The following is a 21,538-nucleotide window of genomic DNA, read 5'->3' on the forward strand; positions in this document are numbered from 1 at the left end:
TTAAATTTTAACCCATGATCTTTTTTATATCTTCTTTTGGATCGCCTATTGGAGTTAAATTAAATGTATCAACTAATACTTTAACTATTTCATCATTAGCCCATGCTGGTAAAATTGGACCTATTAACATGTCTTTTTTACCTAAATAGAATAAACTCCATAAAATAGCTGCAGCTTTTTGTTCCATCCAACTTAATACAATAGTGAGAGGTAAATCATTTAATTCAACATTAAATAAGTCACATAATGCTAATGCCACGTCAACAGCTGCAATTGCATCATTACATTGACCCATATCTAATAATCTTGGAATTCCTTCAATATCACCTAATTCTAAATCATTAAATCTATATTTTCCACAACCTAATGTTAAAATTATTGTGTCTTCAGGTAAATTTTCTACAAATTCACGATAATATTTATTCTTAGAGAATGGTGAATCACATCCACCTACTAAAAAGAATCTTTTAATTTTTCCTGCTTCAACTAATTCTTTAATTTTTGGAGCTAAAGATAATATTGTAGATACTCCAAATCCGGTTGATAAAGTAGTTAATTTTTCAGGTTCTAAATCGCCTAATTCTTTTGCTTTTTCAATTAATGGAGTGAAATCATAATTTTCTATTACTGGTACTTCAGGCAATTTTGTAACACCCATTGTAAAGAATCTATATTTATAATCATCTTTTGGTAGTAAAACACAATTAGATGTAGCTAATATTGCAACATTATATTTTGAAAATATTTTCTTTTGATCATACCATGGACCTCCAAGTTGTCCTTTTAAGTGTTCATATTTTCTTAATCCCGGGTATCCATGAGCTGGTATCATTTCACTATGAGTATATATATTAATACCTGTTCCTTCTGTTTGTTTTAGTAATTCTTCTAAAGCTCTTAAATCATGACCTGTAACTAATATTCCAGGACCTGGTTGAGCTCCTACTTTTACTTCTGCAGGTTCTGGTTCACCATAATGGTCTATGTGAGCTTGTTTAAGTAATTTCATTACTTTTATATTAGCTTCTCCAGCTTTTAATCCCATATTTATTAAATCACCTGCATCAAAATTCACATTTGTTAATGTAGTGTATAATCCTTCTGTTAAAAATTCATCAACATCTTGATCTTTAGCACCTAACTCATTTGCATGGTAATTGTAGGCACTAATACCTTTTAATGCAAAAATAAGATTATCTTGTAATCTAGCAACAGTTGGTGTTTTTCCACAAGCTCCGCGTATAGTACATCCAGTTCCACCCATAGTTTGGGAACATTGATAACAAAACATATCTAATGGTTCATTTGTCATAATTTTTTCCTCCATGAAAAATATTTTTACATATTTTATGCTTAAATCATAATATAACCATAATACATATAAAGATAGTGTAACTTATTAAGGGTAAAAAGTATAATAAGGTATATTATAAAAAAATTTTACTAAAATAAGGGTAATAAAATTGAAAGATAAAACCATCCATTCATTACAAAAACTAGGGTTAAGCATGTACGAAGCTAAAGTATATCAAAGTTTAAATAGGATGATAACCGGAACTCCCCACGAAATAAGCATAGATTCACAAGTTCCTAGATCAAAAGTTTATGACGTGCTAAAAAGATTATACAACAAAGGTTACTTAGATTTAGAAAAAGGAAGACCTTTAAAATATACAGCTATCCCACCAAAAGATATATTCAAAAAAGAAAAAGATAAATTAATCGAAGAATTAAACGAAACAGAAAATAATTTAAACGACACATATGAAAACCAAATTTCACAAGTCCAAGCACCAATGTGGTTAATCAGAAATCAGGAAAAAATAATAAAAAAAGAAATAGAAATAATATCACGATCAAAAAGAACATTAAACATGAGAATAGGTTTTTTATTTGAAAATGAAAAAGAACCATTAGACAATATTTTAAAAAAAATGTCTAAAAACATTAAAATAAATATTTTAGCATCCCCATATTGTTATGTAAATAATAAAAAAACAGACATCATATCAAGTTTAGAAAATCCATACATAAATATTTACAAAGCTAATATACCCTTTGTAAAAATGATAATTAGAGATGGTGAAGAAATGATGCATATATATTCTAAATTTTCTAAAGAAAAGAAAAGTGTTATACCTGATACTTCAATTTGTGTATGGAATCAATACCCAGACATATCTAAAAATTATGATGACAGGTTCTATGAACAAATTAATAAAAAAATATAACTTATAAAAAAATATTATAATTTATATGAATATTATTTAAAGATGATAAATTTGAAAAAAATAAAGCCAATTATACTAATTTTTTTAATAATAATAATAATTTCTGGATGTATAATCTATACTCAAACCATAAATTCATCAAACAATCAAATATCATCAAATAGTTCTATCCAAATAAATGGACAATACGATCAAGAAAATGATGTTGCTGCATATATTGAAAAATTCGACAAACTACCAGATAATTATATAAGTAAATCAGATGCAAGATCTCTTGGATGGCATGGAGGATATTTAGAACCTTATGCCCCTGGAAAGAGTATTGGTGGGGATTATTTCACAAATCGTGAGCGAGTATTACCTCAAGGAAAAGAATACATAGAATGTGATATTGATACAAATGGATCAAAAACTAGAGGAGCTAAAAGAATAATTTATTCACCCGATGGAGATATATATTACACAGATAACCATTATAAAACTTTCACCAAATTAAATTAAAATTGAGGAAAATGATGAAAAAAATAATACTTAACGGAAAACTCATGGAAAACAATCCTCATGAATATATGAAAAAAAGCTTAAATTTTCCAGAATATTATGGTAAAAATTTAGATGCATTATTCGATTGTTTAAGTGAAATAGGTGAAAAAACTGAAATAACCCTCATATATTCCAAAAAAATTAAAAAAACGATTATAACTACTTTTAAAGATGCAGAAAAAGAAAATCCATACTTATCAATCAAAATTGAATAAATAATCTTAAATTATTTATTACAAAAACTATGATTCTAAAAATAATAGATTATTGTTTGATTAAAAAAATAATATTATATAATATAATTTATAAAATTTAGAATATTATATAAATTATAAATAAAATGATTTATTTTTAAATTTTTATTAATTATTACTAAAAAAGGTGATTTAATGCGAGTATTAATTATTCACTCTGATTATTTAAAATATAATGTTAAAAACAAAACCTCAATGGCCGAAGAAATAAGTGAATCTCAAAAAAATGGTTTATTCAATGAATCATTAGTTGTTTTCACTGCAGTTGAAAAAAAAGATGAAATAAATCCTAAAGGAATAGTAAAAAATTTAGTTAAAGAAATAATTAAAACTAATGACCAAGTTAAAGCGGAAAATATTGTTTTATACCCTTATGCTCATTTATCTAATTCCTTAAGTTCACCTGAAACTGCTATAAATATATTAAAAGATACTGAAGAAGCAATTAAAGAAAAAGGATTAGAAGTTAATAGAGTACCTTTCGGATGGTATAAAGCATTTGAAATTTCATGCAAAGGACATCCTTTATCTGAACTTTCAAGAACTATTACTGCAGAAGAGGATGAAGAAGATGAAGAAAAGGATGAAAAAGGTCCAAAATCTAAATTTTATATTATGTATAATGATGAAATCATAGATACAGATAAATTCAATTATGAAAATGAAGATTTAGAAAAATTAACACAATATGAATTAGGTAAAGGTTCAAGTGATGAAGGAGAACCTCCTCATGTTAAAATAATGAGAGAAAAAGAATTGTGTGATTATGAAAGTGCATCCGATGTAGGGAACTTAAAATGGTATCCTAAAGGACGTTTAATACGTGATTTATTATCTGATTACGTTTACAACTTAGTTTTAGATCAAGGTGCAATGCCTATTGAAACTCCTATATTTTATGATTTATCAAACCCTGCAATAAGAGAGCATGCTGCTAAATTTGGAGAAAGACAATATAGAACAAATACTAAAAAAGATTTAATGCTAAGATTTGCTTGTTGTTTCGGAGCATTCAGAGTATTAGGAGACTCATTCTTAACATGGAAAAATTTACCTGCAAAAGTATATGAACTTTCCACATATAGTTTTAGATACGAAAAAAGAGGAGAAGTTGTAGGGCTTAAGAGATTAAGAGCGTTTACAATGCCAGATTTCCATAGTTTTTGTGCAGATATGGACTCTACATTAGAGGAATTCGAGAAACAGACAGAAATGTGTATTCAAACTGGATACGATTTAGATGTTAATTATGAAGTAATATTTAGAGCAACAAAAGAATTTTTCGACCAACACAAAGAATGGATGTTTAAAACAGCAGCAAAAACTGGAAAACCAATGCTTTTAGAAATATTACCAGAAAGAAAACATTATTGGAGTTGTAAAATTGATTTTGCTGCAATTGATTACTTAGGTCGACCAATTGAAAATCCAACAGTACAAATAGATGTTGAAAGTGGTAAAAGATTTGACATTAATTATCTTGGAGAAGATGGTCAAGAACATCACCCAACTATTTTACATTGCAGTCCAACAGGAAGTATAGAAAGAGTCATTTGCAGTTTACTTGAAAAAACCGCCAAAGAAATTAATGAAAAATCTCCAATGTTACCAACATGGTTAGCTCCAACACAAGTAAGAATACTTCCGATTAGTGATAAACATGTTGAATATGCTGATAAATTAGCTGATAAAATATCTGAAAATAATATTAGAGTAGATATAGACAACAGTGAAGATAGAATTGGTAAAAAAATTAGAAATGCTTCTAAAGAATGGATTCCATATATTTTCGTTATTGGAGACAAAGAATTAGAATCAGAAACTTTTTCAGTAACAGTTAGAGAAAGTGGTGAAAAGGTAGATATGAATTTAAATGATTTAATTAATGAAATAAATTCTAAAAATAAAGGATTACCATATAGAAGATTACCTCTCCAACGTTACGTAAATAATAGAATTAGATTCAACTAATCAAAAAATTTAAAATTTAAATTAATAGCTAAATATATTTTTAGCTATTTTAACACTATTTTTTTATATTTAAAGAAATTAAAAAACTTATTTTCAAAAAAATTTATTATTTGAAAAATATTATATATTACATTAATTCATAAATTAATATAGTATAAACATACTCATAGAAATTTTATAATTTTATCTATTTAAAAAAATTTAAAGTTTCATTAAAAAAATATATTTAGGTATTTTATATTAATATCGGAGGACATTAAATATGTATAGAATCGGTGAAGCCCTTATTGGGGATGGAAATGAATTAGCTCATGTTGATTTAGTTATTGGTGAAAAAGAAGGTCCTGTTGGAAGTGCTTTTGCAAACAGTATGACACAATTATCTATAGGTCACACCCCTTTACTTACAGTTATTAGACCAAACTTATTAACAAAACCTGTAACATTAATTATTCCTAAAGTTACAGTTGGAGATTTAGATGATGCAAGTAAAATTTTTGGACCTGCACAAACAGCTGTAGGACGAGCAGTAGCAGATGCAGTTGAAGAAGGATTAATACCAAAAGATAAAACTGAAGATATCGTGCTTATGGTAAGTGTATTCATAGATCCTAAAGCTGAAGACTTTAGAAAAATCTACCAATACAATTATGGTGCAACTAAATTAGCAATTAAAAGAGCAATGAAAGGCTACCCAAATATAAATAAAGTATTAGCAGAAAAAGATAGAGGAACCCACCCAATAATGGGATTCAAAGTAACAAGATTATGGAACCCTCCATATTTACAAGTTGCTCTTGATTTAGATAATCTAAACGCTATGGAAAGAATAATCGATCAATTACCAGACCGAGAAAGAATCATTATTGAAGCAGGAACACCACTCGTTAAAAAATTTGGTGTTGGTGTAGTAAGTAAAATTAGAAAACTTAGACCAGATGCTTTCATTATAGCAGATTTAAAAACTTTAGATGTTGGAAGAGTAGAAATAAAAATGGCTGCAGATGAAACTGCAGATGCAGTAGCTATATCTGGATTAGGAACAATTGAATCTATAGAAAAAGCTATACATGAAGCCCAAAAACAAGGAATATATTCAATCTTAGATATGATGAATGTAGATGATTTCACTGGAAAAATAAAACAATTAAAACCTGAACTTAAACCAAATATAGTGCTCTTACACCGAAATGTTGACCTTGAAACAACAAAAGCTGAAAAAGGTGAAGATACTAGTGAAATGACTGAATGGGGAAACATTAGAGAAATTAAAAGACTTATAGGAAACGGATTAATAGCAGTAGCTGGAGGAATAACTCCTAATAAAGTTGAAGAAGCTATTGATAAAGGTGCAGATATTATTATTGCAGGAAGATATATTATTGGATCTAGAGATGTAAGAAGATCTGCAGAAGATTTCTTAGAACACTTCCCAGTAGACCCTGACAATATGAGATTAGCTTTAGATGAAGACGAAAATATTTAAAACTTAAATATTCTTTTAAAATGAATAATTAAATTTAAATATTTTTTCTATTTTTTCCATTTTTAAACAATAAAAATAAGAGGTCATTTAAATGGTATTTTGTAATTCTTGTGGAAAACCAATGGTAGAAAAAGAGTTTGGAACTAATATAGATGGATCTAAAAATCATGACTATTGTAATGAATGTTACCAAAATGGGGAGTTTACAGAACCAAACATCACACTTGAAGAAATGATAACAAAAAATGTTAAAAAAATGTTAAACAAAAATCCTAGAGCTGATGAAACAATGTTTACTGGAGTATTACTACAAAGTTTACCGGGTTTAAAAAGATGGAGTAATCAACTTGAAGAAGAATAATTTTTCTTAATCAGATTTATATAAAATAAAATTTCTAAATTTATTAGCTAATCCTTTCTGATATATTTCACCGATTTTAGCATTTTCTAATTCAGATTGAAGTAAATCATTTTTTTCTAAAAGAGAGATGTTTGATTTTTGAAGTTCTAAAAATTCAGCATCAGAAGGAATTTCATCCACAACATCTTCATCCTCAATTTTTTCTGAATTTAAATTTTCAATTTCTTTATTTAAATAATCTATTTTTTTATTAAGATTATCAATAATAGAATCCTTAATTTTTATATCCTCATTTAATTTTTTTGTTTCTTCTTTTAAGATGTGATTGTGAAAAGATAAAGCTACAGCTACATCATCTTGTGATTCTAATTTATTTTTATCAGAATCATGTAAGATAACAACTTCTTCATCATCATTGAAAATATTTTGTTGTTTAGGTATTGTGATTTGAACCTGCTCGGTTTTATATTTCTTTTTCTCACCATCTTTAAGAGTTCTTGTATACTCTCTTGAATATTTTTTCACTTTACCTTTGGCATAATCCATTACTAAACCTCTAAAAGAAAAATTTATTATAATTATTTTGTTTTTTCATATATTAAAAATTTTTCAAAAAATATAATAAATTTAAGATAAATAGAATTAATTATGATTTTAGGAATATGTGGGAGTCCACGAGACCAAACTACAAATTATGTATTAAACATTGCTTTAAGTAAATTAAAAAATAATTCTTTTAAAACAATAGATTTTGAAGTTAGAGGTAAAGATATTCATCCATGTCAACATTGCGATTACTGTTTAAAAAATAAAAAATGTATTATTGAAGATGACATGCAAGAATTATATCCTTTAATCGAAGAAGCAGAAGGGTTTATAATAGCTACTCCTATTCATTGTGGAGGAATAAGTTCACAAATTAAAATGATTATGGAAAGATGTCGGGCTTTAGAAGCTAAAGATTTAAAAATTTTAAGTGGAAAAACTGGAATGAGTATAGCGGTAGGTGGAGATAGGGTAGGTGGCCAGGAATTAGCTATCCAAGAAATAAATACCTTTTATATAATTCATAATATAAATATAGTTGGAGGAGGATCATTTGGAGCTAATTTAGGTGCTTCATTTTGGTCAAAGGATTCCTTAGAAGAAATTAAAAAAGACAAATATGGTTTTGAAACTTTGAATAGAACTATAAATAATTTCATGAACAGTTTAAAAAAAAGTTAAAATAATTTCTTAAAAATAGTATTAAACAATTAAGTTTATTAACAAAAAAAAAGTTAAATTAATAAAGTTATATAATATTTTTTTAAATTATTTTTTAAATTATAAATTTCTTTTTAGGTGAATTAATGGCTTCTAAATTAGCTAAAGGTAGTATAATAATTTTCATAGGAAATATAATCTTTCGTGTCGGAGGTTATGTTTACCGTTTTTTAATGGCAAGTCTTTTAGGGCCATCTGCTTATGGTATACTTGGTTTAACATTACCATTCCAAGGAATTTTTCAAATTTTAGCTGCTGGAGGACTACCCCCTGCAATTGCTAAATATGTTTCAGAATATAATGCATTAGATAAAAAAGATTTAGCTAATCAAACAGTTTATACTGCATTGAAAATCATGGCATTTTTAGGTATTGTTATGGGATTACTGATGGTTTTCATTGTAGCTCCTTGGTTAGCTGACTTTTTTGGTAAACCTGAAGTTTTATTACCTTTACAAGCAGTAGGGCTTATAACTCCTTTTAGTGTTATTGTTGGAGCTTATCGGGGAGCATTTCAAGGGGTTTATAAGATGGATTACATTTTATACACCCGTGCTATTGAACAGTTATTCATGATAATATTTGCTGTAGCTTTAGTTATGATTGGATTATCTGCATTTGGTGCAGTATTAGGTAGTGCTTTAGGATTTGCATTATCTGCTTTATCTGCTTATATTATTTTTAAGAAGCATATGGGAAAATATATAAGAAAACCTAGCCCTGATTTTGAATTTAGTAAAAAACAAGAGATGGAATTAGCTTTTAGTCTTATTTCATTTTCAATACCAGTAACTGTTGCAGCATTAGCTGAAATGTGTATATATAGTGCTTGTACAATTATTATGGGTTATTTTTTAACTTCAGAAACAATTGGTTATTATACCGCTGCAGATCCTATTGGTCGTTTACCATTGATGATTTCTTCTTCTCTTGCAACAACAATTTTACCTGCTGTATCCGAAGCATTTAGTTTAAAAAATAAAAACCTTTTAGGAAAATATGTTACAAATGTATATAGGTATGGGATGGTTTTTGTAGTTCCAATGTGTGTTGGAATTGCAATGTATGCAAAAGAGATAATAGGTTTAGTATATTTCACTAACCCTGCATACATAGCTGGAGCAGGTGCTTTAGCTGTATTAGTTATAGGAATGACATTTTATTCAATGTTTACAATTTCATCTAGTATAGTTCAAGGAATAGGGAACCCTAGAATACCTATGTATTTATTATTATTTGGAACTCTTGTCACAGTACTATTAGGATATTATCTTATCCCAATTTATGGAATTATTGGAGGATCATTAGCGATAACTATTGCATCATTAGCAATGATGATACCTATGTTAATTGTTACATTCCATATTACAAAAACAAAGGCACCTATAGGATTTTTTACAAAGATAATTATTGCATCAATTATTATGGCTATACCAATATATTTCATACAATTCTTTTTAGGTCATAATACTGTAGGATTAATTTTAGGATTAATTATTTGTCCCATAATCTACACAATTTTTTTAATAGCTTTTAGAACATTAAACCCTGAGGATATTAATGCTGCAAGAACTTTTGGAAATAAATTTGGGCCGTTAACTAAATATGTACAAAAATTCATAAATATTTTAGAAAGATATGTATAAAAATAAAAATTAAATAGAAAATTTTTTAAATTATATTAAAAACATAATAACATATTACATAAATAAAGATAAAAATATTTGGAGATTATTTTTAATTAGTAATTATTTATAGAAGGGTAAATAAAATGACTGAGGTAAAAGCAGGCGTAGAATATAAAATTAGTATAGATGATAATTCATTTTTACTGAATAGTAAAAAATTCGATTTATTAAAGTATATAAATAATACAGGATCTATTACTGAAGCTGCAAAATTAACTAAAATTTCATATCGAACAGCATTAAATTATATTAGTAAGATAGAATCTAATTTAGAAATTGCAATTGTAAGCACACAAAAAGGTGGAAGTGGTGGGGGAGGAAGTGCCACTTTGACTTCTGAAGGTAAAATGATTTTAAAAGAATGTAAAAAAATCAATGCAATTATGGAGTTACATCGAGACGTTAATGAGATTGAAGCTAATATAATAAGTATTGATAGACCTAAAGGTATTATGAAAATTGAATTGAATCCACAAGTTCAATTAACTATTCCATTAAATGAAAATTATAATGTTGGAGATAAAATTTTAGCTTTGATTAGCTATGATAATATTTTCATAATGTTGAAACCTCAAGAATCTAGTATTAGAAATATATTTAAAGGTCAAATTATTGAAATGAAACTTGAAGGTGAAATGATCAGAGTTAAAATTGATATTGGTGGAACCGATATTTTCTCAGATATTACTGTATCTGCAACTAAAGAATTAAATTTAACTTTAGGAAAAGAAATTTATATTGGTTTTAAAGCGGTGTCAGTAGCGACTTTGAAATTATAATTAAATAAATTTTTATTTATTTTCTTAGTTTTTGTGAGGGGATTTATATTTTAAAAATTAAAATAGATGAAGATAAATGTACAGGATGTGGTAACTGTGAAGAAATTTGTCCTAAAAGTGGGAAAATTTGGAAAATTAATACCGTTGCACATGTATCTCATTTAGAATATTGTCATGTTTGTACTTTATGTGCCATGAAATGTCCAGTAGACGCTATTAAAATTATGAGAAATGCTCCAAGGGAATAAATTATTAAAGCATTTATTAATTTAATTAAATAAAATTTTTATACATAATATAAAAAATTTAAAAATGGGATTCAAATGGAAAGAACAGCAAAAGTAAATAGAAAAACATCAGAAACCGATATCAATATAGAACTTAATATTGATGGTGAAGGAAATTATGATATAGATACTGGAATAAACTTTTTTAACCATATGTTAGAATCTTTTTCAAAACATAGCTACATGGATTTAAAAATAAAAGCTATTGGAGATATTGAAGTAGATGATCACCATACAGTTGAAGACATTGGAATATTATTAGGTACTGCATTTAACAAAGCAGTTGGAGACAAAAAAGGAATACGAAGAATGGCAGATGCAACAATCCCAATGGATGATTCAGTAGCAAAAATTGCAATTGATATTAGTGGAAGAAATTATTGTAATATGGATTTAAAATTCAAAAATGATAAAATCGGAGACATGACTTCAGATATTATTATACATTTCTTTGAATCATTTGCTAGTAGTGCAAAAATCAATATTTATGGAACAGTAAAAGGGTCAAATGATCACCATAAAGCTGAAGCATTATTTAAAGCATTCGCTAAATCATTACATTATGCTTGTATTATAGAAAATGATAAAATTCCTAGTACTAAAGGAGTTTTATAAAAATAACTATTTTTTAAAAATAATCTTTAAAATAAGTATAATTAAATTTATTTAACTATTTTTCCTAATTAAAAAAAAAAAAAATAAAAAAAGTAGTAGCTAAAAAAAGCTACTTATAATAATAGTATTTATTGTGGTTTTTCAGTTAATACAGTTTTAGAACCAGTAGATCCATCTTTCATATGTGGAGTTCTTAAAACAGTATCGTTAGCTTTTTCTATTTCTCTTGCTTCAGTTGCTAATTTAGCAGCTTGGGAAGCAGTTTCGTGTGCAGCTTCTACAAGGTATATGAATTTTTCAAAGTCTTGTACCATGAAACAACCTTTAAGATCTAAGTCTGCAACGTGTTCAGCCATAGTGTATGCTGCAATAGCTTTAGCTTTTGCATATGGGTTAGAGAAATCACCTGCGTCAGCAGCTTTTTCAGCAGATACAACTAATTGAGGTAATTCTATTTCTTTACCTGCTTCTGCTTGTTCAATCATACCATCAATAGTGTTTTGTATTAATCTGTAAGCTCCAGTACAAGCTAATACTTTAATAAGATCAGAGTTGAAAGAAGCCATTTCAGTTGGGTCTAAAAATTCTCTTCTAGCACCAATCATAGAGTCAGCTTTGACTATGATGTATCCTATTCCTTGTTCTTTCATTTCATCTTTAGCTTTGAGTCCAGGAGTATCTCCAATAATCATTGCAGGTACATCTAATTGAGATAATAATTCTCTTGCTTTAGCTGGTCCTGGTGCTGTTGGATTTGGACTTGTGAATATACAAAAGTCTGGGTCGAAATCCTTTATTTTAGGAACAACTTCTTCTGTTTGTTCTGGGCTCATTTTAGCTCCAGAACTGATTATTCTTACGTCAATATTTGGTCTGTCTGCTCTTTCATCTAATAAAAGTTCGAGAACAGGTGAACTTGCTATATTTCCACTTTTTATAATTCCAATTTTAACTACCATATTATCACAAGAATAATTCTATACTTTAAACTATTTAAGTACTTTTGTTAAAAAGATACCGGTAAGTTTATATATTAGATTATATTAAGAAGAGGAAATATAATTAAAAAGAGTTAAACATTAAATAAATTAAGATTTATCTATATTTTTTTCTTTGATTCCATATTTTTTTTGTAGAACTTAAACCACTTTTATTAAATGAAAAATTAAAATTATTAATAATAATATCAATTAAATTATCAATAGCAATTTGACTATTTTCTATTAAATCCTTACTGTTAGATTTAGATAAGTGATTAATAACATGACTAATATCATCAATATCAACTATTGGAATGTTTAAATCATTAGCCAAATCAACACTAGCATGATCTTTATGAAAACCTTTTATTTTAATACTAGGAATTTCAAAGATACCTGCTTCAATTGTCATTCCCATACCTGCAGCATATATCAAAATTTTAGCATTGCTAAGATAATTATATAAATCCACATAATTATCTAAAACATTAATATTAGAAGAGTTAACTAAACTTTCAACTAAGTGTTTATCAAAACGATATGGGGCAATAATTATAAGATAATTTAAACTTTCGCAAACCCGTATTAATCTTTCTAAATCATTATCTCTTAAATCCCCACCCAACACAAGTAAAATATAATCATCAGTTAACTTTAAACCATTTTCACTTAAAATTTGTTCTTTTGAAATATTTTTATGATTTTTAATAGAATCAATAACGTAAGATACCATTGGATATCCACCAATATTTATAACATTACTTAAATTATAATGATTTTTTAAATAAGAAACATATTTTTCAGAGGGGACAGTAACCAAATTTGCATGAGAAATAATTTCAATAGGATTATAAATATCTTGTTCTATATGAATGACTGGAATATGTAAAAAATTAGCAGCCAAAATAGATTTTCTAACATCCCCTGCATTTCCTGCAGTGATAAGAAGATCTATATTTTTACCTCTCATTGCAGAAAAAGCTTTTAAAAAATCCTTAAAAATTAAGTATGCTAATTTTATATTTGAATTTTTTTTCTTATTAGATCCTCTACCTTGACCTATTGAAAAACATTCATCACAAAAAGGACTTAGAATATTTTTAACACTATCCCCATGGTATAAACCTATTATTTTAGAATTTTCCCAATTTAACTTATTTTTTGATTCTAATAATTTGATTTTTTTAATAATAGGAATAATTGTTTTTGCAGGTGTGATTTCTGCTGCAATTGCAATTGTCATTAACTTTTTTTTATTTGACATTTATCTTCCTCATTAAAAAAATTAATTTTATAAAAGCCAATGAAAATTAAAAGAATGCATATAGCATAAAAAATCCAAACTACTAAATCAGTAGGTCCTGTTTCAATCCAAATTAATGTTTGAGCTAGAATAACTGCATAAAATGCAGTAAAAATGTCTTTTTTATATTTTTGTATTATATATAAAAATTTTAAAATTAAACCTAATAAAAACATTTGTATACCCATACCCATAATCCCGAAATCTAAAGTTGCAGGACCAAAAATTGTAGAAGTTATTGAATGATTTTCATTAAGAACAGCTTGCCCTACAAGGACTCTTGGATCTACTGAATTAAAAAATCCAGATAAAGTGGAATAGAAAAGATTACCATGAGTTAAAAATTCTCGACGTGTTACTTTATCAAATATATTTAAAGTAAATCCTGCTCTATAAGAAACTAATTCTAATGGACCAATTCTCCAATGCTGGGTAGAAATAGATTTAATAGCAATGAACCCTATTAAAATAAATAAAATTATTATTACTAAAATAAATATTAATTGATGTTTAGTTTCAAAATTTCGAGTATAATATAAAGTTATAAAAGTAGACAATAGAATGGCTATTGGAGTAGTTCTATAACCTGTTAAAACAAATAAAAATAAACCTAAAATTAGTAATAAATAATGTGATTTTCTATTAAATTTAGCTAAAAGCAAATTTATTCCCGGTAAATAAATTATATAAGATATTAACCAAATTTTAGTAGCAGCTTTAGTTTTTAAATAACTACTAAACAATGGTATACCTCCTAATGAAATTAAATTAATTATTTGTAAAACAATCCCTAAAATTACTATAAATAGTAATAATAATTCCATTTGAGAATAATTTCCAAAAAATGGAAGTTTTTCAAGATTTTTTTTAGGCTTGAGCTTAAAATTATCTATTTTATTTTTGAAAGAATTTTTGAATTTATATAATATATTAGGAATTAAGGTTCCTAGTATAAAAAGTACTAATCCAAATAATATAAAAAAGTACATTGGTATTTCAGGGGTATGTAATTCTGTTGTTATATACCAGGTTGGTAATGCAATTAATACAAATAAAAAAATTGCAAAAACAATAATTAGTGGATTAAAAACATCTATATTTTTTAAATAAGATTTAATATTATTCATAAAATCACATTTTTTTATTAAGAACTTAAGAATTATATTTATGTTTATTATTAATTTTATATATCAATAATGTTATTATTATTTTTTATTAAAAAAATATTAATTAATTATTAAAAATTTTTTTCTACTAGATCTAAAATTAAATAATAATTTTTTCAATGCATTAAGATAAAGTATATTAGATAAAAAAAATTTTAATTTTAAAAGAAAATTAGAAAAATATCATTGCAAAAGTAATAATATTAATTAAATAATTATTAAAAATATTAATTTTTGATGTTAATAACATTACAATTACTAAAAAAAATGATAACTTAAATGTAATATCAAAATTAAAAAATGTTAATAAAAAGCTGTTAACATGACAACTCAGTGATATTATCTTAGATAAAACTTAAAGACTAATGAAGCAATAAATTTACACTTGAAATATACCTTTAACCTAAAAAAATTAAAAAAAGAGACTACAATGATATTAACATGTAGATACAAAATACAGTGGAAAAATATGTCTAAGAGTTACAAATATCAAATAGTAAAAAAGAACATTACACTAACCCTCGAATGATAATAATATTACATTATCAATAAAAAAAAATAAAAAAAAATAAAAAATTAATCTTTTTTCTCAGTGTCTAAAATATAAGTATCTTTAGAACCCACATTCAAATCAGTTTCTGAAGGCTCTTTATTCAATAAACGATCAATAAAACTACGAGATTTATATCTTTCAATTAATAAACGATAAGCAGTTAAAAGATTATTTTTATCCATACTTTCCTCTAAACAAGAATTCAACTTAGAATTTAAAGATTTAATCTCATCATTTTTAGAAGTAAGTAAATTATCATTTCTTTGACGTTCCAATCTAATTTCTTCAGTATAATTTTTAGAGATATCATCTGATTTTTCTCTTTCCAACCGAATCTCTTCAATTGAATGTGAAATAGATTTATCTTTCTCATCAATTATATCATAACATTTTTGCAAAGAAACTTGATTCTCATCCATAAGCCTTTTAATCTCTTCATTTTTTTTAGAGATTTCAAGATTACGTTTGTCAACTTCTTTGCTTACACCTGATTTAAGATTATTATTTTCTTCCCGTAAAGAAGAAATAATATTATCTTTATCATCCAATAATTTATTGAAATCATCGATTTTATTATTGAATTGATTATATTCATTAAGAGTGAGAAGCATAACTTTTTCTCCACCTTCAAAATTATCTTTTTTAGAAAGATCAATTCTGTAGGTAAAACTATTACCTCTTTTATATTGTTTAATTTCTTTTTCTAACATAAAAGTTCCTTCTTAATGTTAAAATAAATTTATACTAATAAATTAAGTATAATATGTTTAATTATTTGTTAATCATAGCATATATAGTTGAGTTAATTATAATATTAATTGCAATAACAAAAAACATTAATTATATAACATTGAAAAAAATTGAGTTATAATATAAAAAAATATAAAGTGAAAAAAAATGATTGAGTTAAAATGATATTATCAACAAATTCTTAACTTAAAAATTGAGTTAACATATGCAAGAAAATTTTATTTCTTAAAAAAAATTGCGTGAGAACAATTTCAAGTGAAAAAAATTGAGTTACAAAAATTTTCAAAAACAACTCGGTAAAAAGGATCGTCATTAACATAGTAAAGTATTAAAAAAATATTATAAATAAAAAAAAATAAAAATGGAAAAAATAATGAAAAATATCATGAAAATTAATACATTAATGATCTAAAAATATACATGTAATGTCATTGAGTTAAATGATAATATCTTTGAGTCACAAAATATATACTAAAAGTTAACAAAAAAAATAAAATGAAAAATCGAATTAAAATTAAAAAGAAGAATTTTTAGTAAAATTATAAGCAAAATTAGTATAGGAACAAGGGTGAATATGAAGATAACTAGCAACAGTATTGCCTAAAATAATTCCATCCATAGAATTAATTATTCCTTTACCTCTTTGGACATCAAAAACAAAATTGGTATTATCATTAGGCAAAATTTTAGTATAATGAAATTCATGCCCTCTTAAGATATCGTTTTTTTCAGAAATAATGGAATCTTTTGATGCCTTACCAATAACATAACTTAAACCTTGAACATGAGAAGTCATTTCTGATTTATAAGGTAAAGCATTCACCATAGGAATATTATCTATAGATTGAGACAAGTATATTAATCCACCACATTCTGCATAAATAGGCAAATGATCTTCATGAAATTTCTTAATTGAATTAATCATTGAGATATTATTAGATAATTCTTTTTTAAATAATTCAGGATAACCACCACCAATATACAAAGCATCGACATCAGGAAGATTCTCATCTTTATAAGGACTAAAATAAATTATTTTAGCATTATTATCTTTTAATGCATCAAAGGTATCTTGGTAATAAAATGAAAAAATTTCATCTTTAGCAACCCCAATTTTTACAGGATTTTTATTTTCAATTTTCCATAATTCATTTATAGTAGATTCATCTGTAGATTTATAATTTTCTATTAGTGATGTTGAAGATATATTATTATTTATATTAGACAAATTATTTTCTTGCAGTATATTCAAATTTTCTCCAATATTAGAATACTTTGATTGTTTAATAATATCCATTAATAAGTCTAAATCAATGTATTTTTTAATTATATTAGACCAAATATCAATATTATTAATAATTTTTTCTTTTTCTAAAGCGGGGACTAAACCTAGATGACGTTGTTTAACCATCAAAGAGTCATCTCGAGGAATTCCCCCAATTACTTTAGTATCGGTTAATTTTTCAACGGATTCTTTAGCTTTTAAATAATGTTTTTTTCCACGAACTTTATTTAAAATAACACCTTCAATTTTAATTGAAGGATCTAAAGATTTAAATCCTAAAACAACAGCAGCGGCACTTTTAACTAAACTTCGAGCATCCAATATTAAAATTACAGGAGCATCTAAAGCTTTAGCAATAGAAGCAGTATTACCCACATCACCAGTAGGACTTATTCCTTCATATAAACCCCTAACACCTTCAATTATACCTATTTCTGAATTAGATTTTTTTAAACCTTGATTAAAAACATTAATAATTTGATAATCAGTCATAAAAAAAGAATCTAAATTTCTAGAAGGATTACCAGTAGCTAAAGTATGATAGGAAGGATCTATATAATCTGGACCGACTTTAAAAGGTTGAATATTATGTTTTTCTGATAAAGCTTTCATAATCCCAGTGGCAATTGTTGTTTTACCTACAGCACTACTAGTACCAGCTAATACTATTTTCATGATAAATAGTTGTAATAAGTTCTATTTATAAATTTTCTTATTCAATAGAAAATGATTATTTACAATAAAAATATTAAGATAAAAAATACATTAATATTATGACAATATTAGGAAAAATGCAAATTTTAGCAGATTCCGCACAATTTGATTTATGTGATTATGTAAACAAACAGAAAAATTCTGAAGTTAATCTACCAGGAATTTATAATGCCAGTTCAAATGGTTGTGAAATTCCACTATTTAAAACATTAATGACTAACAAATGTAAAAATGATTGTAAATATTGTATTAATGAATGTAAAAGAAATTTTACAAGAATGGAATTAAGCCCTAGAGAAATAGCTAAAGTATTTTTAAATTATTATGATAGTAATTTAGTAAACGGTTTATTTTTAAGTTCAGGTGTAGGTAATACAATAGATCAAACTATGGAAAATTTAATAGAAACAATAAGAATATTAAGAAAGGAATATGGATACCAAGATTATATACATCTTAAAATTATTCCAGGTGCTTCTAAAGATTCAATTAAAAGAGCTATGTCATTATCAGATAGGATAAGTATGAACATAGAAGCTGCCACTAAAGATGGATTATATGAATTAAGTTCTACAAAAGATTATAATAAAGATATTTTAAAAAGAATTAAATGGATTAATGACTTATCTAAAAGAGATTCATCATTAGCTCCTTCTGGACAAACTACTCAATTGGTAATTGGTGCAAATGATGAAACAGATGAAGAAATATTAAAAAGAATGGAATCTTTGTATAATAAATTTGATTTAAGAAGAACTTATTTTAGTGCTTTTACTCCTGTTGAAGGTACTGAATTAGAAAATAGAATAGGAGAATCCACAGAACGTACCGCACAATTATATCATGCTGATGCATTACTAAGTGAATATAATTTTAAAAAAAATGAAATAGTATTTAATGAAAATGGTCAATTATCCTTAAGTGAGGATCCTAAGATATTAGCCGCACAAGAGATGAATATATTTCCTGTTGAAATTAATTCTGCACCTTATATTGAATTAATTAGGGTTCCAGGAATTGGTACAAAATCAGCAAAAAAAATTATTAATATACGTAAAAAAATGCCATTTAAAAAATTAAGTGATTTGAAAAAAATTGGTGTTGTGACTAAAAGAGCAGAGCCATATATAAAAATAGAGGGTAAATACCAAACAACATTTCAATGATAATTAATCTAAATCATTAAAAAGATTCCATATATCCTGGTATTTAACTTTTATCAGATTATCTATTAATAAAGATGCTTCTTTACTAATACTAAATTCAGGAGAGGTTTTTCTTAAATAACGAAGAACAGCAGCAGATCTTGGTGACCATAATGTAATTCTTGGATTTTTTTTAACTTTTTGATTAATTTCTTCAATTATTTCATGGTTGATGTTTGATAATTCTTGAGGTGGATTTTGACTTTTTTTTGGAATAAATTTATTTTCTGATTTTTCAATCTTAAAAGTGTCTAAATCTAAGTTAGGTTTATATTGATTATAGCTATTATTAAATTGTATATTTTTAGAAGAAGTATCAATTTTAATATCAGCTTTTTCTATTAAAAAATCATTCTCTAATAAAAATTGATTATTATTATGATTTGAGTTATATGGTTGTATTAAATTAGATAAATTTTTATGATTTTTTGATAAATTATTTAATTTAAAAACGATCATGCTTTGAGAATGGTTATCTATTTCTTTTTCTCCAAAATTATTAAAATCATTAGTTTCTTTAATTAATTCTTCTTTAATATGTAAATCATCCAAAATTCTATCATTTTCCAAAATATTTTCTAACTCATTGATATTATTATTAGAAGAATTTTCTTTTAAAGAATATGACTCTTTAAATTTTAAATTACAATTATTATTTCCCATGACAAAAACCTTAAATTTTAATTATTGAAGAATTTATAAGTTATAATATATAAGTTAAATGTTATAAGTTATAACTAATAACTTATAACTAAAATAATATATAATAAAAAAAACATATTAAATTTATGAGAATTTTAGCAATTGATGTTGGAACAGGGACCAAAGATATAATGTTCTACAATACAGAAAAGGAAATAGAAAATTCAATAAAACTTGTTTTACCATCCCCTCATTTAACTATATGTCAAAAAATTGAAAAAACAAATAGTAATATTTATTTAAATGGAGTGATAATGGGTGGAGGAAAAATAAAAAATCAATTAGTTAAACACATAGAAAAAGGATACAAAGTAGCTGCAGAAAAACTTGCAGGGAAAACTATTAGAGATAATTTAGAACAAGTCGCATCTTATGGAATAGAAATTGTTGAAGATAAAAATAACAAAAAATATGAAAACTATACAAAAATAACACTTCAAGATGTGAACATTAATAAAATATCAAACATTATTTCACAATACGATTTAAATTATAATTTTGATGCACTAGCTATAGCAGTCCAAGATCATGGATACAATGAAAAAATGGGAGACCGAGACTTTCGATTTGAAAAAATCAGAGAAAAATTAAAAAAACCAATAAAACCTGAAGAATATGGATTTTTAAAAGAGGAAATACCTGAATATTATAGTAGAATGCAATCAGTAAAAAAATCAGTCCAATTAGCAATAAAAAATAAAAACCATGAAAAACCATTATTATTAATGGATACTAAATTTGCATCTATCTGTGGAATGTACTATGATAAATCTACAGAAGGATTAAATAGTTATATTGTGATGGACATTGGAAATGGGCATACAACAGTGGCATCTATTGAAAATGGTAAAATACAAGGAGTTTATGAACATCACACATCTAGATTAAATGGGGAAAAAATAGATAAATTAAATAAAAGATTAGCTGATGGAACAATAACATTTGAAGAAGTTCACGACGATGATGGCCATGGAGCACATGTAATAAACCCAATATCAAAAATAGAAAAAGTAATTGTATCCGGACCAAAAAGAAAATTAATAGAAGATACAAAATTAGATTATCATTATGCTTCTCCAGGTGGAGATGTTATGATGACTGGAACCATAGGATTAATAAAAACTATAAAATATAAATTAAATCAATAGGAATCAAAATAATGAAAATCGATCCGCATATTCATAGTATATATTCTGGAGATTCAAACTCACAAGTTAAAGATATTTTAAAACAAGCCCAAAAAGTTGGTTTAAATGCTATAGCTATTAGTGACCACAACACAGTGAAAGGATCTAAATTTGCAATAAAAGAATCAAAAAATATGGATAATTTACTAGTTGTTCCATCTATCGAAATATCAACATATTCAGGACATATATTGGGATTTGGGGTAACAGAA

The 21,538-nt window shown here is 25.8% G+C and carries 22 protein-coding genes; 14 read left to right on the plus strand and 8 right to left on the minus strand.

The annotated features are described in order from the left end of the window. Positions 1-7 precede the first annotated feature (7 nt). A complete protein-coding gene (gene hcp / locus BP769_RS00495; protein WP_413825471.1) occupies positions 8-1,312 on the minus strand; it encodes a hydroxylamine reductase in 1,305 nt (434 codons plus the stop codon). A gap of 151 nt (positions 1,313-1,463) precedes the next feature. On the opposite strand from hcp, the gene BP769_RS00500 reads away from it, so the two are divergent. The 6 genes from BP769_RS00500 to BP769_RS00525 all read left to right on the plus strand — a co-directional run bounded on the left by BP769_RS00500 (position 1,464) and on the right by BP769_RS00525 (position 6,846). Next, positions 1,464-2,231: a TrmB family transcriptional regulator gene (locus tag BP769_RS00500; protein WP_409198318.1), complete on the plus strand. Its 768-nt coding sequence runs from the start codon at positions 1,464-1,466 to the stop codon at positions 2,229-2,231. Positions 2,232-2,273: 42 nt separating this feature from the next. Next, positions 2,274-2,732, plus strand: a complete 459-nt coding sequence (locus tag BP769_RS00505) for a ribonuclease domain-containing protein (RefSeq protein ID WP_413825468.1) — start codon at positions 2,274-2,276, stop codon at positions 2,730-2,732. A gap of 11 nt (positions 2,733-2,743) precedes the next feature. Beyond that, the gene (locus BP769_RS00510; RefSeq protein ID WP_413825465.1) at positions 2,744-2,989 is read left to right on the plus strand and encodes a barstar family protein; all 246 of its coding nucleotides are present in this window, start codon (positions 2,744-2,746) and stop codon (positions 2,987-2,989) included. A gap of 174 nt (positions 2,990-3,163) precedes the next feature. Continuing rightward, a complete protein-coding gene (locus tag BP769_RS00515; RefSeq protein ID WP_409198315.1) occupies positions 3,164-4,999 on the plus strand; it encodes a threonine--tRNA ligase in 1,836 nt (611 codons plus the stop codon). A gap of 262 nt (positions 5,000-5,261) precedes the next feature. After that, positions 5,262-6,485 carry a bifunctional 5,6,7,8-tetrahydromethanopterin hydro-lyase/3-hexulose-6-phosphate synthase gene (locus tag BP769_RS00520; RefSeq protein WP_413825462.1) on the plus strand — a complete coding sequence of 408 codons (1,224 nt, stop codon included), beginning with the start codon at positions 5,262-5,264 and terminating at the stop codon, positions 6,483-6,485. Between the two features lie 91 nt (positions 6,486-6,576). Next, positions 6,577-6,846, plus strand: a complete 270-nt coding sequence (locus BP769_RS00525; protein ID WP_409198313.1) for a zinc ribbon domain-containing protein — start codon at positions 6,577-6,579, stop codon at positions 6,844-6,846. Positions 6,847-6,852: 6 nt separating this feature from the next. On the opposite strand, the gene BP769_RS00530 is transcribed toward BP769_RS00525, so the two are convergent. Next, on the minus strand, positions 6,853-7,392 hold the full coding sequence (locus BP769_RS00530; protein WP_413825459.1) for a hypothetical protein: 540 nt from the start codon (positions 7,390-7,392) through the stop codon (positions 6,853-6,855). A gap of 99 nt (positions 7,393-7,491) precedes the next feature. On the opposite strand from BP769_RS00530, the gene BP769_RS00535 reads away from it, so the two are divergent. The 5 genes from BP769_RS00535 to hisB all read left to right on the plus strand — a co-directional run bounded on the left by BP769_RS00535 (position 7,492) and on the right by hisB (position 11,481). After that, positions 7,492-8,073 carry a flavodoxin family protein gene (locus BP769_RS00535; RefSeq protein WP_409199050.1) on the plus strand — a complete coding sequence of 194 codons (582 nt, stop codon included), beginning with the start codon at positions 7,492-7,494 and terminating at the stop codon, positions 8,071-8,073. A gap of 125 nt (positions 8,074-8,198) precedes the next feature. Continuing rightward, positions 8,199-9,758: a flippase gene (locus BP769_RS00540; protein WP_413825456.1), complete on the plus strand. Its 1,560-nt coding sequence runs from the start codon at positions 8,199-8,201 to the stop codon at positions 9,756-9,758. Positions 9,759-9,883: 125 nt separating this feature from the next. Then, a complete protein-coding gene (locus BP769_RS00545; RefSeq protein WP_409198310.1) occupies positions 9,884-10,579 on the plus strand; it encodes a winged helix-turn-helix domain-containing protein in 696 nt (231 codons plus the stop codon). Between the two features lie 56 nt (positions 10,580-10,635). Continuing rightward, a complete protein-coding gene (locus tag BP769_RS00550) occupies positions 10,636-10,827 on the plus strand; it encodes a 4Fe-4S dicluster domain-containing protein (RefSeq protein ID WP_413826783.1) in 192 nt (63 codons plus the stop codon). 75 nt (positions 10,828-10,902) lie between these two features. Continuing rightward, complete coding sequence (gene hisB, locus BP769_RS00555) at positions 10,903-11,481, plus strand: imidazoleglycerol-phosphate dehydratase HisB (protein WP_409198309.1); 579 nt, start codon at positions 10,903-10,905, stop codon at positions 11,479-11,481. A gap of 128 nt (positions 11,482-11,609) precedes the next feature. On the opposite strand, the gene BP769_RS00560 is transcribed toward hisB, so the two are convergent. The 5 genes from BP769_RS00560 to cfbB form a co-directional block, all read right to left on the minus strand. After that, positions 11,610-12,440 carry a F420-dependent methylenetetrahydromethanopterin dehydrogenase gene (locus tag BP769_RS00560; RefSeq protein WP_409198308.1) on the minus strand — a complete coding sequence of 277 codons (831 nt, stop codon included), beginning with the start codon at positions 12,438-12,440 and terminating at the stop codon, positions 11,610-11,612. Between the two features lie 136 nt (positions 12,441-12,576). Beyond that, positions 12,577-13,725 (minus strand): hypothetical protein, encoded by a 1,149-nt coding sequence (locus BP769_RS00565; RefSeq protein WP_413825454.1) that lies wholly within the window; start codon positions 13,723-13,725, stop codon positions 12,577-12,579. After that, the gene (locus BP769_RS00570) at positions 13,704-14,891 is read right to left on the minus strand and encodes an oligosaccharide repeat unit polymerase family protein (RefSeq protein WP_409198306.1); all 1,188 of its coding nucleotides are present in this window, start codon (positions 14,889-14,891) and stop codon (positions 13,704-13,706) included. Before BP769_RS00570 ends, BP769_RS00565 begins: the two co-directional genes overlap by 22 nt. A 615-nt stretch (positions 14,892-15,506) precedes the next feature. Beyond that, the gene (locus tag BP769_RS00575; RefSeq protein ID WP_413825451.1) at positions 15,507-16,193 is read right to left on the minus strand and encodes a hypothetical protein; all 687 of its coding nucleotides are present in this window, start codon (positions 16,191-16,193) and stop codon (positions 15,507-15,509) included. Positions 16,194-16,747: 554 nt separating this feature from the next. After that, a complete protein-coding gene (gene cfbB, locus BP769_RS00580; RefSeq protein ID WP_413825449.1) occupies positions 16,748-18,193 on the minus strand; it encodes a Ni-sirohydrochlorin a,c-diamide synthase in 1,446 nt (481 codons plus the stop codon). Positions 18,194-18,291: 98 nt separating this feature from the next. Between cfbB and BP769_RS00585 the strand changes: the two genes are divergently transcribed. After that, positions 18,292-19,398, plus strand: a complete 1,107-nt coding sequence (locus BP769_RS00585; RefSeq protein WP_409198303.1) for a radical SAM protein — start codon at positions 18,292-18,294, stop codon at positions 19,396-19,398. A gap of 3 nt (positions 19,399-19,401) precedes the next feature. Here BP769_RS00585 and BP769_RS00590 read toward each other — a convergent pair whose 3' ends face one another. Next, entirely contained in the window at positions 19,402-20,100 is a 699-nt protein-coding gene (locus BP769_RS00590) for a hypothetical protein (RefSeq protein WP_413825446.1), read from the minus strand. 125 nt (positions 20,101-20,225) lie between these two features. On the opposite strand from BP769_RS00590, the gene BP769_RS00595 reads away from it, so the two are divergent. Continuing rightward, entirely contained in the window at positions 20,226-21,287 is a 1,062-nt protein-coding gene (locus BP769_RS00595) for a DUF1786 domain-containing protein (protein WP_413825444.1), read from the plus strand. 11 nt (positions 21,288-21,298) lie between these two features. After that, on the plus strand, positions 21,299-21,538 hold a 240-nt coding region (locus BP769_RS00600), incomplete at its 3' end, for a PHP domain-containing protein (protein ID WP_413861777.1).

This window comes from Methanobrevibacter sp. UBA417 (assembly GCF_002508845.1).
In the GTDB taxonomy this organism is placed as follows: Archaea; Methanobacteriota; Methanobacteria; order Methanobacteriales; family Methanobacteriaceae; genus Methanobrevibacter_A; species Methanobrevibacter_A acididurans.

Coding starts and splice junctions, on each gene's coding strand:
- BP769_RS00505 (WP_413825468.1), top strand. CDS start 2,274: ATGATAAATTTGAAAAAAATAAAGCCAATTATACTAATTTTTTTAATA.
- BP769_RS00520 (WP_413825462.1), top strand. CDS start 5,262: ATGTATAGAATCGGTGAAGCCCTTATTGGGGATGGAAATGAATTAGCT.
- BP769_RS00540 (WP_413825456.1), top strand. CDS start 8,199: ATGGCTTCTAAATTAGCTAAAGGTAGTATAATAATTTTCATAGGAAAT.
- cfbB (WP_413825449.1), bottom strand. CDS start 18,193: ATGAAAATAGTATTAGCTGGTACTAGTAGTGCTGTAGGTAAAACAACA.
- BP769_RS00565 (WP_413825454.1), bottom strand. CDS start 13,725: ATGTCAAATAAAAAAAAGTTAATGACAATTGCAATTGCAGCAGAAATC.
- BP769_RS00590 (WP_413825446.1), bottom strand. CDS start 20,100: ATGGGAAATAATAATTGTAATTTAAAATTTAAAGAGTCATATTCTTTA.
- BP769_RS00510 (WP_413825465.1), top strand. CDS start 2,744: ATGATGAAAAAAATAATACTTAACGGAAAACTCATGGAAAACAATCCT.
- hisB (WP_409198309.1), top strand. CDS start 10,903: ATGGAAAGAACAGCAAAAGTAAATAGAAAAACATCAGAAACCGATATC.
- BP769_RS00575 (WP_413825451.1), bottom strand. CDS start 16,193: ATGTTAGAAAAAGAAATTAAACAATATAAAAGAGGTAATAGTTTTACC.
- BP769_RS00530 (WP_413825459.1), bottom strand. CDS start 7,392: ATGGATTATGCCAAAGGTAAAGTGAAAAAATATTCAAGAGAGTATACA.
- hcp (WP_413825471.1), bottom strand. CDS start 1,312: ATGACAAATGAACCATTAGATATGTTTTGTTATCAATGTTCCCAAACT.
- BP769_RS00560 (WP_409198308.1), bottom strand. CDS start 12,440: ATGGTAGTTAAAATTGGAATTATAAAAAGTGGAAATATAGCAAGTTCA.
- BP769_RS00545 (WP_409198310.1), top strand. CDS start 9,884: ATGACTGAGGTAAAAGCAGGCGTAGAATATAAAATTAGTATAGATGAT.
- BP769_RS00515 (WP_409198315.1), top strand. CDS start 3,164: ATGCGAGTATTAATTATTCACTCTGATTATTTAAAATATAATGTTAAA.
- BP769_RS00595 (WP_413825444.1), top strand. CDS start 20,226: ATGAGAATTTTAGCAATTGATGTTGGAACAGGGACCAAAGATATAATG.
- BP769_RS00585 (WP_409198303.1), top strand. CDS start 18,292: ATGACAATATTAGGAAAAATGCAAATTTTAGCAGATTCCGCACAATTT.
- BP769_RS00570 (WP_409198306.1), bottom strand. CDS start 14,891: ATGAATAATATTAAATCTTATTTAAAAAATATAGATGTTTTTAATCCA.
- BP769_RS00525 (WP_409198313.1), top strand. CDS start 6,577: ATGGTATTTTGTAATTCTTGTGGAAAACCAATGGTAGAAAAAGAGTTT.